The following is a 13,963-nucleotide window of genomic DNA, read 5'->3' as shown; positions in this document are numbered from 1 at the left end:
GGATTTTTAAAAATTTTTAATTTACATCGTTTTATCGTAAACGTTAATACATAAAAAACTGTATCTACAGCATATTTTAAAACTCCGAATTCTCACCTTCGCAGGCAAGACGAGTATTTAAGGGTTTCTTAGCAGCCTGTCGGACATAAAGGAAATCGGCTGCTAGCATTGTTGCCCGGGTTGGTCGCCGGTTTGCGGTAAAATCAGTTCATGGTTTCCGAATTTGATTTAATCCGCCGTTTCTTCACCCGTAGCACGCCTGGCGCAATGTTGGGTGTAGGCGACGATGCCGCACTTCTGCGTGTTGGGAGTGGTATGGAACTGGCAGTGTCAACCGATATGCTGGTGAGCGGAACGCATTTCTTTCCTGATACAAATCCTTTTTCTCTTGGTTACAAAGCACTGGCAGTAAACTTGTCCGACATGGCGGCGATGGCGGCGCAGCCGCGTTGGGCGACTTTGGCTTTGTCACTGCCCGAGGTTGATGAGATGTGGCTGGAAAAATTCAGCGCGGGATTGTTTGCGTTGGCAGATGAACACCACGTAGAGCTGATTGGTGGTGACACCACCCGAGGACCGCTAAATTTGTGCATCACGATCATGGGTGAAGTACCGCGCGGTGCGGCGTTGCGGCGTTCGGGTGCACAGGTTGGTGACGATGTTTGGGTGTCCGGTGTATTGGGTGATGCTGCACTGGCGTTGGCGCATGTGCAAGGGCATATGCAATTGGCTGCGAAAGATTTTGCGGCTTGTACTTCGGCGTTACACCAACCAGTGCCGCGTGTGGCACTGGGGCTAGCACTACGGGGTGTAGCGCACTGTGCAATAGACATTTCAGATGGTCTGCTGGCAGATCTCGGCCACATTCTGAAATGCTCTAATGTTGGCGCTGAAATTACATTCAACGCTCTGCCAGCTTCCAGCACAATGCAACGTTATCTTGAGCAATCACTGGGCAAGTGCTGTGTGCTGGCTGGGGGCGATGATTATGAGCTTTGTTTTACCGTATCCGTTGAGGACCGTTCTGAAGTGGAAAAAATCGCTGCCAATCTCGGGTTGTTGCTGACACGCATTGGCACCATCACGGCGGAAAAGCAGTGCATAGTGCGAGCTGCGGACGGCAGTGTTATCAACATTGAGGAGCCGGGCTATGACCACTTCCGCTGATTGCAGCGTGCAGCCTTCGTGGCGCTTTATCTTTAGTCACCCCGCACATTTCCTCTCCTTCGGTTTTGGCAGCGGGCTGTTTCCCAAAGCACCCGGCACAGCGGGTACATTGGCTGCTTTCCCGATGTATTGGTATCTTGCAGAACATCTGACTGATGTGCAATTTATTTTAATGTTGATCGTGGCCTTCGTCGTAGGGGTGTGGGTATGCGACAAAACCGGCGAAGCACTGGGTGTGCCGGACCACGGTGGGATGGTGTGGGACGAGATTGTAGCTTTTCTGCTGGTGCTATTTTTTACACCCGAAGGTTTTTTTTGGCAACTGCTGGCGTTTTCGTTGTTCCGATTTTTTGACATAGTCAAGCCGCCGCCCATTCGTTACTTTGACAAGTCATGGCACGGCGGTCTCGGCGTCATGTTCGACGACATTCTTGCGGCGGGCTACGCTCTACTGGTCTTGGCGCTGGTGAAAAGTGTGCTTCTGTGAAATGTGTCCTTAACAATGGGTTTGTAGCTGCACTACTTCTGCTTTGTACGCTCAATGCCGCTCACGCTGAAAAATTTACAGCCGAGGTAATCTACGTGATGGATGGCGATACTGTTCTTTTATTACGCGACAATTTACGGATCAAGGTGCGGCTGGCCGAGATCGATGCACCTGAAATAACGCAGGCGTTCGGTGCAAAATCCAGGCAATCGCTGGCCAAGCTGGTGCTAAATAAACAAGTGCATGTAGATAGCCGAGCAGAGGATGTTTATGGCAGGCTGGTGGCGCGGATCAAAGTGGGCGAATTGAACGTTAACCACGAACAGGTGAAGCGCGGAATGGCGTGGGAGTATTCTCGTTCCAGCAATCGTAAAGTATTGCGCGCATTGCAGAATGACGCTATGAAAGCGAAGCGCGGGTTATGGGCACAAAGTAATCCGATACCTCCGAGGAAATGGCGCAAAACACATGCAGCGTCTCGACAATACTATGCTGTAAAAAATAATCTCTGCGGTAGCAAGCGATATTGTTCACAAATGAACGGTTGCGACGAAGCAATTTTTTATCTATCGAATTGCAATGCGAGATCTTTGGACAAGAATCGCGATGGCGTACCGTGCGAGAGTTTGTGCCGTGCTAAAAAGTAATCGTTTGCCAATTACACCCCATAGCATCGCAGCGCAAGGCATTCCCTGTGTCGTGCCAGTCTCCTAGCACCCAACGCTCGCAACTATGGCCATCCACCATATGCAGGTGACGCTTTTGCCGATGTGTGTGCCCATGGATCAAACGCGGATAATTATGCCTCTTTAGCAGGCTTACAACTGCATCCAGATTGACGTCCATGATGTCATCACTCTTGTGCATTTTTTCATTCTCACTACGTGCACGCAGTTGCGCAATGAGGGCCTTGCGCTGCGCCAGCGGTTGGGCAAGAAAGTTCTGTTGCCATATTGGCTCATGTACTTGTTTACGGAAATCTTGATAAGCAATATCGTCAGTGCAGAGAGTGTCGCCATGGATGAACAACGTCGGCGTGCCATACAGGTCAAGTAGCGTAGGGTCAGCTAGCAGCGTGGCACCGCTGGCTTGTGCAAGTGTCTGGCCCATTAGCAGATCGCGATTACCATGCATAATACTGATGCGAGTGCCGCTGACGGAGAGTGCGTGCAAAGCATTGATGATCTGGCAATTAAATGGATCGTCGATGTCATCATCACCCGCCCAGTATTCGAATAAATCACCGAGAATGTAGAGTGCGTCTGCTCCAGGCGCAATCTGATGAATAAAGTGTAAAAATACCTGCATGCTGAGCGGTTGCTCCGCACAGAGATGCAGGTCAGAAATAATTAAACTGTAGGCCACAGAATGGGTGGAACCCTAAAGGAATTTAGGGCCCTCAAAAAATTCAATTTTGCGAGTAGCCGCTTTGCGGCTAACTTGCTAATCTCGTTCCGTCTCAAGGCAGCGTTACTCGAAAAAAATTATCGCCTACATTTCAACATCTATGCAGTACTCAAATTTTTTATTCGTGCCTTGCCGTGATTAGAAACTTGAATTTTTAGAGGCGCCCGCCGTTCTTTAAGTTATTCCACTACTTCCGCTTTGATGAGGACTACATCCTCAACCGGCACGTCTTGATGCCCAGCGACATTGCCCGTCTTAACTTTGCGGATAATATCCAGCACCTCAGTGCCTGATACCACTTTCCCGAATACGCTATAACCATAACCTTGTGAATTGGGTGCAGTGTAGTTGAGGAAACTGTTGTCCTTTATGTTAATAAAGAACTGCGCTGTGGCAGAGTGTGGATCAGAGGTGCGTGCCATGGCCAGGGTATATTTATCGTTCGTCAAGCCATTAGCTGCCTCGTTTCGAATTGGTGCCTTGGTGGGCTTTTCTTTCATGCCAGCTTCGAAGCCACCGCCTTGAATCATAAAGCCATCAATTATGCGATGGAACACCGTATTATCATAAAAACCGCTGGTTACGTAATCAAGAAAATTTTTGACGGTGGCAGGTGCTCTTTCAGCATCCAGTTCAATGGTGATATCACCGTGGTTTGTTTGCAATTTGACCATACTAGCTTTTCCTTTTTGTGCAGACTGTTGTTGAGAATTGGGCGCTGCTTGAGCTGTGCACAGCAGCAGGCAACTGAGTATCAGTGTAGCGAATAATCCTTGAAATTTCATTATGACGTTTCCTCGTAAATGATCTGAAAGCGGTTACTGCACTTAACCCTTGATGGGTAATGATCATGCAGCTTCAAGATTATAGCCTATGCTTTTGCTCACATTTTAATACTGCAGACTTCACCATTTTTAAAACGGCCAGGCTCTCTGGCGCTAATTTTAGTTATTGCACTTCTTCCACTTTTTTGAGGACAACTTCTTCTAATGGGACGTTTTCGAGTCCGTAGCGCTCACCGACCGCTACCTTGCTGATAGCGTCCACAACTTCTGTTCCACCCACCACCTTGCCAAACACGCAATAGCCATAGCCTTTCTTATCGGCTGAGGTGAAATTCAGGGAGTTATTATCCTTCAAATTAATGAAAAATTGAGACGTGGCGGAGTGAGGGGCAGAGGGACGCGCCATGGCGATAGTATACTTGTCGTTTTTCAGACCGTTTGCAGCCTCATTTTTTATTGGTGGATTAGTATTTTTTGGTACCATTTTTGCAATGCTGCTCATCGAGACTGTCCCATACGAGTAGTTATAGCCACCTCCCTGAATTACGAAGCCATCGACCACGCGATGGAATATGGTCTTGTAGTAAAAACCACTGTTAACATATTCGAGGAAGTTTTTAACTGTGGTAGGCGCTTTTTCGGCATCCAGTTCGATAGTGATTATTCCATAATTGGTATGTAATTTAACCATGCTAAATTCTCCATTTATTGTTGAAGGTTGAGAAAATTGTCAGTTGATGCGGCGCAACTGAGCAGCAGGGCGGATGAGAGACTTGGCGTTTCATATGCTGTCCCTTATATGCTGATGATAAATAGCAGCATAGCGTTTCATTTTCCGATATGTATGTGAATAAGGAGTAAATACAGACATAAGCGCAGAAGCCAATGTCAGTGACTGAACGACAACGACAGTCAGGTTGAGGAACATGTTAAATTATTGTGCAGCACGCTCTTCTTGGATTAACCATTTATTTTTTGATTTTACCAGAAGCATGACTTTGTCGAAGGATGTGATTAGGTAGTCAGAACGATAAGACTGATGAAAGGTAACGGTGGCATGGTTTTCATCCTGCAAGCTGACCTTCTCATTGCTAACTTTAATCTCGATATATTTGGGCGTACTGATACGTACCTTGCTGTCGGCTTCCCATTGGTCGCGGCTTTCACCATTCGGAGTCTTAAAATCTGCGGAATAGAAATCTAAATATTTAGTCACGTTTTGGGATGTCCATACTTCAACCCAATTATGTAATGTCTTTAGGACTTCAGCGCTATCATCGGCAGTCAGTTTATTAACAGGCTCGCTGGACGAAACAGGTTCAGGTGCGACTGAAACTGTTTTAGATGGTACAGGCGTTGTTTTAGGGGTTGCGACTTGTGGCTTCACTATACTGGGTTTGTTCTGAGAGAGCAGGTTATGAATCCGCGCCACCTTGGCCTGTGCGCTAGCACTGTTCCGGTCCAGTTGTAGCGCACGTTCATAAGCTTGGCTTGCCATTTTGGCGTAGATATCGCCCAAATTTTCCTGTGCAGTAGCATAGTTCGGATGGTTGCGGATAGCCATTTCCAATGCATCCTTGGCTTTGCCATATTGGCCTAGCCCAGCGTATAGCACGGCAAGATTGTTATATGGCTCCGGTAGTTCTGGGTAATCTTCAGTCAGCGATACGAATATGCCGATTGCATCATCAGTTTTGTTCTGCGTGGCGAGAATTAGCCCTTTCAGGAAGCGTGCCTTTGCATTTTTAGGATTGCTTGCGAGGTAGGTGTCGATCCGCGTCAGCGCCTGCGTGTGCTGATTCAGTTTGAATAGCTTATTGATATCCTGGATTTCATCCGCGACTGCAGTCAGGCTGAAGCATAGTGACAGCGCGCCTATGAATAGTGCTGCGCGTAAGCCAAAACGGTGAACATTTTCCATTATGTGGTCATTAGATATGAAATATTTTGTCTGCTTGGGCGTATCAATAATTACGCCACGTCTTTACCAAAATTTCCGTATCAGTCAATCCTGCGTGATTATCACGCGAAGTTTATGAAGCATTCAGAATAAATGGGTTACCCAAGGGAACCAGATTCTATCAAATCTGCCCATTTTTTTCACAGCTTATCGTATCAACTGACAAGGCCATCCGCGCTTCATCTGTTTGAGCAAGGAGATTTTCGGGTAAAATCAATAGTTCTTGTATTGAAAGAAACGTCGAATAATGAGCAGCCACACACAAGCACCAGCATCCGCCCCCCACTTTATCCGCAACATTATTGAGGCCGACCTGGCGAGTGGTAAACATACGGATATTGTCACACGCTTTCCACCGGAGCCGAATGGATATTTGCATATTGGTCATGCCAAGTCTATTTGCCTGAATTTTGGTTTGGCAATCGACTATCAGGGCCACTGCAATTTGCGCTTTGACGACACTAATCCGGAAAAGGAAAGCGATGAATATGCACGCGCTATTCAGGAGGACGTTCAATGGTTAGGCTTTCATTGGCAGAGCGAGGTGCGTTGGGCATCTGATTATTTCGAACAGCTTTATGGCTACGCAATCGAGTTAATTAATCAGGGCAAGGCTTATGTGGATGATCTCAGTGCTGAGGAAATGCGCGAGTATCGCGGTACGCTTACTAATCCGGGCAAACCCAGTCCGTACCGCGAGCGTTCTGTAACTGAAAACCTTGACCTGTTTCAACGCATGCGCGCTGGTGAATTTGCCGATGGCGCCAAGGTACTACGCGCTAAGATCGACATGGCTTCTGGCAATATCAACTTGCGCGACCCGACGATTTACCGCATTCGTCGCGTCCATCACATTCGCACGGGTGACGCTTGGTGCATCTACCCGATGTATGACTACACTCACTGTATTTCCGATGCACTGGAAAACATTACGCATTCGTTGTGCACTCTGGAATTTGAAGATCACCGGCCCTTGTATGACTGGATGCTGGATCAGTTGACTGTACCGTCTCATCCCCGGCAAATTGAATTTTCGCGTCTGGAATTGCGCTACACCATAACCAGCAAGCGCAAGCTCTTGCAACTTGTCACTGAGCAACATGTATCCGGCTGGGATGATCCACGTATGCCAACTATTGTCGGTATGCGCAGACGCGGATACACACCGCAAGGCATTCGTGAATTTACTCGCAGGATTGGTGTTTCCAAGAGTGAAAACGTGGTTGACATGGCAGTGCTTGAGGGCTGCATTCGCGAAGATTTAGAATCGCGAGCGCCGCGTGTGATGGCGGTGGTGAAACCGCTGAAGGTCATCATCAGCAATTTTGTGGTGGGCGAGAGCCAATCACGTGAAGCTGGCTTTCATCCGGAGCATCCTGAATTCGGTAGCCGTATGGTGCCATTCAGCAAAGAGATTTGGATTGAAACCGACGACTTTACCGAGAACCCACCTCCTCGTTGGCAGCGTTTGATACCTGGTGGAGAAGTGCGCTTGCGCTACAGTTACGTGATGCGTTGTGATGAGGTCATTAAAGATGATGCCGGTAACGTCATTGAACTTCATTGTTCTATTGATCAAGACACGCTGGGCAAGAATCCAGTAGGGCGCAAGGTAAAAGGTGTGATCCACTGGCTGTCCTCTGAACACGCACTACCCGCAGAGATTCGTTTGTACGATCGCCTGTTTAACGTGCCGGAACCAGACAACGACAAAACACGCGATTTTTGTGAATTCATCAACCCAGCGTCACTGACCGTAGTGCAGGGTTGGGTCGAGTCTACCGTGCGTGATGCGGCACCTGAAACACATTATCAATTTGAACGCCTCGGCTATTTCTGCACCGATCGGTATGAGCACCAGCCTGGTGGAAAACTGACGTTCAATCGGACCGTAACCCTCAAAGATTCGTGGACAAAAGAACCAGTTTAAACAGGGAGATTTTGATGTATAAGCGCATTGTGGTGGCGGTGGATGGTAGCAAGACTTCCGATAAAGCGTTGGATGAAGCAACCAAGCTAGCTCGAGTGATGAATTCCATAATTCTGCTGCTGCATGTGTGTGAGGAAATACCCATCATGTGGGAGCCCGACGGTTTGCATATGGTGCTGATGCGGAATAGCTTGGAAGCTGTTGCCAATGCAGGTAAAGAATTGCTGGAAAAACATAAAATAAAGCTTACTGAGCAAGACATGACGGCCGAAACGAAATTGGTTGAGACCTATGATGGCCGTATCGGTAGCGTTATATCGGAAGAGGCACAGCAATGGAATGCCGATTTGCTGGTAGTGGGCACGCACGGCCGAAAGGGTATTGCGCATCTGCTGATGGGCAGTGTGGCAGAAGCTGTGGCCCGTAGCGCATCCATGCCGGTGTTGCTGGTGAGAAATAATTAAACAAAGTTGCTCTAAAGGTTTTTGATGCTGAAAATTTACAATACGTTAACCCGCGACAAGCAGGACTTTATTCCCATCGAACCCGGCAAAGTTCGAATGTATGTATGCGGCATGACCGTTTATGACTATTGTCATCTCGGTCATGCGCGGGTGATGGTGGCATTCGACATGGCTTATCGCTGGCTTAAGGCAAGTGAGCTGGACGTGACCTATGTACGTAATATCACTGACATTGACGACAAGATTATCAAGCGAGCCGCGGAGAATGCTGAATCTATCCATGCACTCACTCAGCGTTTCATTGATGAGATGCATATGGATGAACGTGCACTTGGTATCCTGCCACCAGACTTAGAACCACGAGCTACTCAATATATACCGCAAATGCTGGACATGATCGCCAAGTTGGAGGCCAGGGGATTAGCCTATCAAGCTGCCGATGGGGATGTGAATTATGCAGTGCGCAAGTTTTCCAATTACGGCAAATTATCTGGCAAAACACTGGCAGATTTGCGAGCTGGCGAGCGTGTGGAGGTGAATGATGGCAAGCTTGATCCGCTCGATTTCGTCCTTTGGAAGCATTCCAAAGATAGCGATCCAGTCGAAGTTAAATGGGATTCTCCTTGGGGGAAAGGACGACCTGGTTGGCATATTGAATGCTCGGCTATGAGCTTGGAAACGCTTGGTAAACATTTCGATATACATGGCGGTGGTGCCGATTTGCAGTTTCCGCACCACGAAAATGAGATTGCTCAAAGTGAGGGGGCTTGTCAGTGCAAGTCTGTGAATATCTGGATGCACAATGGCTTCGTGCGCGTAGACAATGAGAAGATGTCAAAAAGCCTCGGTAATTTCTTCTCTATCCGCGAGGTGCTGGAAAAATATGATGCGGAAGTGGTGCGCTTTTTTATTCTGCGCGCACACTATCGCAGCCAGTTGAATTATTCCGATGCGCATCTGGACGATGCAAAACAGTCATTGAATCGTCTATACACGACATTAAGTAAAATCACTGACCCTATCGAAACGAATTCAATCGATTGGAACGAGCCGTATTCACAACGATTTAAAACCGCAATGGATGATGACTTCAATACGCCGGAAGCAATGGCTGTCTTGTTCGATCTGGCAAGTGAGGTGAATCGCAGTCATTCGTTAGAAGCTGCAAAAACACTTAAGGTGTTAGGAGAAGTTCTTGGCTTGTTGCAGCAGAATCCTAAGGATTACCTGCAAGGGCTTAAATATGCTAAAGCTTCTGGTACAGGCTCTGCTACAGGCTTTGCCACGGCTTCTTTAAAATCCGATGGATCTTCTACAGTTGACTTTACTCCACCGGGTATGACTAAAAGCGTCCAGACCTTAATTGCCGAACGAACTGTCGCCAAACAATCCAAAAATTTCGCCGAATCCGACCGCATCCGTAAGGAGCTATTAGAAGCGGGAATTGCGCTGGAAGACTATGCATCTGGGACCACTTGGCGGCGCGCGTAGTCAGAGGCTTGGGCAAGCATGGTGAGTTACGACGTGTCCTTTATAAGGTCACCCTAAGCATTTTCCAATATAGTGAGGAGGGGGGTTAAACATAAGTTATAACGGCTCCGACTTTGGATTGGCGAGCTGTTGCAACAATGAAGATTGTGCGCATTTCCGCACAGCACGCCGGGGAGACTTAGCTCGATAATGGCCATTCAAGTCCATTTCCCACGCTTGAACGTTGTCCTGCATATAAGCTTTCAACCCTTCATCAATAACGCGTTTTTTCAGTTTTTTGTCGAGCACTGGGAAACACACCTCTATTCGACGAAAGAAATTGCGGTCCATCCAATCGGCACTGCTCAGATACACGTTATGCGCCAAATTATTTCGGAAATAGAATATGCGCGTGTGTTCCAAAAAGCGACCAATTATCGACCGCACACGGATATTTTCGGACAGTCCTGGCACTCTCGGACGCAGCGCACATACCCCGCGTACAATAAGATCTACCTTCACACCGGCCTGCGATGCTTCGTATAACTCCATTATGATGTCTGGTTCAAGTAGCGCGTTCATCTTTGCAATAATGTGCGCACGCTTACCTGCCTTGGCGAGTTTAATTTCATTCTGAATGGCGCGCAAAATCTGGCTGTGCAATGAAAAAGGCGATTGCCATAAATGATTTAATTTACCCGCTTTGCCTAGTCCGGTAAGTTGTGTAAATACTTCATTTACATCTGTGCATATTTGCTCATTGCTCGTAAACAGGCCGAAGTCCGTATAAAGTCGGGCAGTGCGTGGATGATAATTACCGGTGCCCAGATGTACATAGCGTCGCAACTTGCCATCCTCGCGCCGTATCACCATTAGCATCTTGGCATGTGCCTTGTATCCAACAACGCCATATACCACATGCGCCCCGACTTCCTCTAAACGACTTGCCCAGTTGATATTGGCTTCCTCATCAAAACGCGCAAGCAATTCAACGATTACCGTTACTTCTTTGCCATGGTGGGCAGCGGTAACAAGCGCTTCCATTAACTCTGAATTCACACCAGTGCGGTACACGGTCTGTTTAATGGCAACGACATTAGGATCGGCGGCAGCCTGTTGTATAAGATCGACGACGGGTTTGAACGACTGAAAAGGGTGATGTAGTAATACATCGTTCTTGCGGATGACTTTGAACATATCCGCGCCCTTCTTCAATAAATCGCCAGGTATACCAGGATCAAAAGCAGGGAATTTCAGGTCATCGCGCGCCACCTGGTCAGGAATACCCATCAGGCGCACCAAATTTACCGGTCCATCTACGCGATACAGGTCGTCTTCACCCAGCTCCAATTGCTGCAGCAAATATGTGGCTACTTGTGGCGCGCAATGGTCTGTAACTTCCAGGCGCACAGCATTGCCGAAGTGTCGCTGCGGTAATTCCCCCTGCAAACTGACGCGTAGATTTTTCACCTCTTCCTCATCGACAAAGAGGTCGCTGTTGCGCGTAACACGGAACTGGTGACAGCTCAACACTTCCATTCCGCCGAACAGCTCGCCAGCAAACGCATGCAAAATAGACGATAGAAACACAAAGCCATGAGCACAACCACTAATTTCAGACGGCAACAAGATAGTGCGCGGCAAAACACGCGGCGCCTGCACTATGGCCTTGGCAGAATTGCGCCCAAAAGCATCTTTACCTACCAGCTCGACAGCAAAATTCAAACTTTTGTTAAGTACACGAGGAAAAGGATGCGATGGATCGAGGCCGATTGGAGTAAGCACCGGCTTAACTTCACACAAAAAGAAATTTTTTATCCAGGCGCTCTGAGCCTCGTTCCAACTAGTGCGGCGCAGGAAACTGATGCCATGCGTATCCAATATTGGCAGAATGTCGCTGTTCAGTATGCGATATTGCCGCTCGATGAGACGTTGCACCTGCTCCCGTACACGCTTGAGTGTCTGGCGCGCATCCATGCCGTCTGGCCCGGATCCAACACTTTTTAGATTAACTTGTTCCTTCAACCCTGCGACACGAATTTCAAAAAATTCATCCAGGTTGCTGCTGACAATACACAGGTATTTCAGACGTTCCAGAATTGGAACGCTAACATTTTCTGCTTGCGCCAGCACGCGCAGATTGAACTCCAGTTGACCAAGCTCACGATTAATAAAATGCTGCGGACTGAAATCTTTACTGGTTTTAGAATTCATTTTTACTTACCAGGCTACACATTAAAGTCTGTCATATCCAATGATTTCCTGATTCTGTCGCATTGTGCCTTTAAAATTTAAGTTAATGCAACAGAGTCATTCGGTCACCCATGATCATGACGCCGTTGGTCATTCTCCACAGGCTCTGAGCCTTCACATATCTTATGTCCCACTAACTTAATTTAGTTGAGCAATAATATATTCCAATTAATTGGACTTGTAATCACTATTTTGAATTACATTGCGGCGGTGGGTGAACAGGCTGTTATCATTGATTTTCTTTGCCTGCTTCTTGGACATCACCTACTACCGAGGTAATGTAATAGTGAGCATAGCACTGTCTCATGCAGAATTTGACCACGCCAAGCGATAGGCTATCAAATAGTAGTATATTTTCTACTCTGCCGATCTTCGCTAGCAGATCGCTACGATCTTGACCATCGATACTATATAAAATTCAGAATGGCTGACTTGAAATCGATCAGTTTCATAGTTGTACTTACAAAACTGTGCTTCCATTTCCGTCAATAGCGGATCGACATTCATGAGAAAGGAACAGGAATGTATTGATATAGTTCACGGTCATATGGGCGGAAAATTATTCAATCATACAGCCTCGGCAAGTCAGACCAAGCAACTTGCCATTGTCAACATCTGGGATGATATGTAACTTCTCTTCGATCGAAATAAGATCTCATTGCTGAGGCTGTCGGACGTGACGGTGGAATTTTTCGCTGCATTTTTTAACAGTAGCTATATTATATGCAGGGGCTTATTTTTTGCGGAATAACAAATATCTAAACAGATTAGTTACCTGCGAATTCGAGCAGATAGCGTAGTGGAGAAAAATTGTGAAGAAGGGTAATGCGCTAAACTTGCCCACAGGCATGCCCCAATTCGCAGATCAGGAGATATTCTGGCTGCGTCTCGATCCCTTTAACCAGGACGATAGTGTGAATTGCTGTTCGATTCAACAGATTGAACAAACGAACTTAAGTTCGTGCTGAGTTGCTTTACCTCATGGATAAGCACATGTTAATTTTGGCAAATTCTAGCCGAAGATCGAACCGCAGACTAGAAATCTATTTTCCTCAGTCATCTATACAGTCTATAAACACATGCTCAGGGGAGAGATACTCAGCCGAAATTAACATAGTAAAACTAATTTAAGAATGATCAAGTCAGGCAACAGTATCCCGAATATTTACGCTCCGTAATCCATCCTCAACAAGCAGTTGCAAGCGATGAGTTTTTTCTCCAATCACCTTAACCTCCAGTAGAGCCAAAACCCGCTGATACCTAGTCCAAACAAAACAATTGAAGCAATGTCCATCACCCATACCGCATAGCGTCCAAAAAAACGGCCACTGTGCAGGTCTTGCAATATACGCTTCAGCGATATGCCCGGCGATAGAATGTCAGCCGAGCGACGTTTAACGTCTGCAGGAAGCACTTGTAGAGAAGACAATGTCATTCCAGTAGAATTTGACTGTTCCCAATTCAGACCATCAACGCTAGCATATACAGCAGTAGGTGTTTGCAGCATAACATTGCTGCCCATTTTACCGAGCGCAGATATAGGAGAGGCGGGTAGCGATTGCTGTTCTACCTTGTCTAACAGCCGTCCATCGGATTGATACAAATATAGGGCAGCGGTAGTTGCAACATAATTAATACCCCCAACCTCGACTGCTCCAACGGGTTGACCCGAGCTACTAGCCAATAATTTATCGCCTAAAACCCATTTACTACCCTCCCAAGTTATATATTTATTACCAAGTAAATACCCTTGAGTGGGATCTGCAATATCTTCACCATACCAGCGCATTAGCCAAGGAGAGCTTATTTCACGTTTCTCTAATTTAAGTAGTTCAACATGATTCAATGGTAATCCCGAAAGCATCAGGTAGAACAAAAAAAAGACTATCACCGCTCCAACAAGGCCATGCCACCGGCGAACTTCATGAATATTCATATTAAGCAACTGTTTTCGAATCGGCAGATACAACTTCAGCTTGTTTCAATTGAGCAGAATCGCCGCTACCAACCTGCTCTGGCTGAGCGCCCAGGAATTTGGCG

12 protein-coding genes are annotated in these 13,963 nt (G+C 47.0%); 6 read left to right on the top strand and 6 right to left on the bottom strand.

Translation table 11 applies throughout. The features are described 5' to 3' along the window. Positions 1-210 precede the first annotated feature (210 nt). The 3 genes from thiL to MJ770_RS01685 are packed head-to-tail and all read left to right on the top strand — an operon-like array spanning position 211 to position 2,301. On the top strand, positions 211-1,167 hold the full coding sequence (gene thiL, locus MJ770_RS01695; protein WP_239249797.1) for a thiamine-phosphate kinase: 957 nt from the start codon (positions 211-213) through the stop codon (positions 1,165-1,167). Next, positions 1,151-1,654, top strand: coding sequence for a phosphatidylglycerophosphatase A family protein (locus MJ770_RS01690; RefSeq protein ID WP_239249795.1), 504 nt, complete (start codon positions 1,151-1,153; stop codon positions 1,652-1,654). Before thiL ends, MJ770_RS01690 begins: the two co-directional genes overlap by 17 nt. Continuing rightward, a complete protein-coding gene (locus MJ770_RS01685; RefSeq protein ID WP_239249793.1) occupies positions 1,651-2,301 on the top strand; it encodes a thermonuclease family protein in 651 nt (216 codons plus the stop codon). Before MJ770_RS01690 ends, MJ770_RS01685 begins: the two co-directional genes overlap by 4 nt. Here the strand turns inward: MJ770_RS01685 and MJ770_RS01680 are convergent. The 4 genes from MJ770_RS01680 to MJ770_RS01665 form a co-directional block, all read right to left on the bottom strand. Then, positions 2,291-3,019 (bottom strand): UDP-2,3-diacylglucosamine diphosphatase, encoded by a 729-nt coding sequence (locus tag MJ770_RS01680; protein ID WP_256448770.1) that lies wholly within the window; start codon positions 3,017-3,019, stop codon positions 2,291-2,293. The two genes, MJ770_RS01685 and MJ770_RS01680, sit on opposite strands and share 11 nt — an antisense overlap. 221 nt (positions 3,020-3,240) lie before the next feature. Further along, positions 3,241-3,735, bottom strand: coding sequence for a peptidylprolyl isomerase (locus MJ770_RS01675; RefSeq protein WP_239249985.1), 495 nt, complete (start codon positions 3,733-3,735; stop codon positions 3,241-3,243). 274 nt (positions 3,736-4,009) lie between these two features. Next, positions 4,010-4,537 (bottom strand): peptidylprolyl isomerase, encoded by a 528-nt coding sequence (locus tag MJ770_RS01670; protein ID WP_239249789.1) that lies wholly within the window; start codon positions 4,535-4,537, stop codon positions 4,010-4,012. Between the two features lie 243 nt (positions 4,538-4,780). Then, positions 4,781-5,767 (bottom strand): L,D-transpeptidase Cds6 family protein, encoded by a 987-nt coding sequence (locus tag MJ770_RS01665; RefSeq protein ID WP_239249787.1) that lies wholly within the window; start codon positions 5,765-5,767, stop codon positions 4,781-4,783. 286 nt (positions 5,768-6,053) lie between these two features. On the opposite strand from MJ770_RS01665, the gene MJ770_RS01660 reads away from it, so the two are divergent. From MJ770_RS01660 to cysS, 3 genes are read left to right on the top strand one after another with little or no spacing between them, the layout of a single operon-like run. After that, positions 6,054-7,736, top strand: coding sequence for a glutamine--tRNA ligase/YqeY domain fusion protein (locus tag MJ770_RS01660; protein WP_239249786.1), 1,683 nt, complete (start codon positions 6,054-6,056; stop codon positions 7,734-7,736). 14 nt (positions 7,737-7,750) lie between these two features. Beyond that, entirely contained in the window at positions 7,751-8,200 is a 450-nt protein-coding gene (locus MJ770_RS01655) for a universal stress protein (protein WP_239249784.1), read from the top strand. Positions 8,201-8,224: 24 nt separating this feature from the next. After that, the gene (cysS, locus tag MJ770_RS01650; RefSeq protein ID WP_239249782.1) at positions 8,225-9,691 is read left to right on the top strand and encodes a cysteine--tRNA ligase; all 1,467 of its coding nucleotides are present in this window, start codon (positions 8,225-8,227) and stop codon (positions 9,689-9,691) included. A gap of 96 nt (positions 9,692-9,787) precedes the next feature. Here cysS and ppk1 read toward each other — a convergent pair whose 3' ends face one another. Both ppk1 and MJ770_RS01640 read right to left on the bottom strand, forming a co-directional pair. Then, positions 9,788-11,884: a polyphosphate kinase 1 gene (gene ppk1 / locus MJ770_RS01645; protein WP_239249780.1), complete on the bottom strand. Its 2,097-nt coding sequence runs from the start codon at positions 11,882-11,884 to the stop codon at positions 9,788-9,790. Between the two features lie 1,261 nt (positions 11,885-13,145). Then, entirely contained in the window at positions 13,146-13,859 is a 714-nt protein-coding gene (locus tag MJ770_RS01640; RefSeq protein WP_239249778.1) for a PepSY domain-containing protein, read from the bottom strand. Positions 13,860-13,963: the final 104 nt, after the last annotated feature.

It is taken from the genome of Candidatus Nitrotoga sp. M5, from assembly GCF_927904885.1.
GTDB lineage: Bacteria > Pseudomonadota > Gammaproteobacteria > Burkholderiales > Gallionellaceae > Nitrotoga.
Note: the sequence above shows the minus strand (reverse complement) of the source record. Positions and strands in the feature narration are given on the sequence as shown.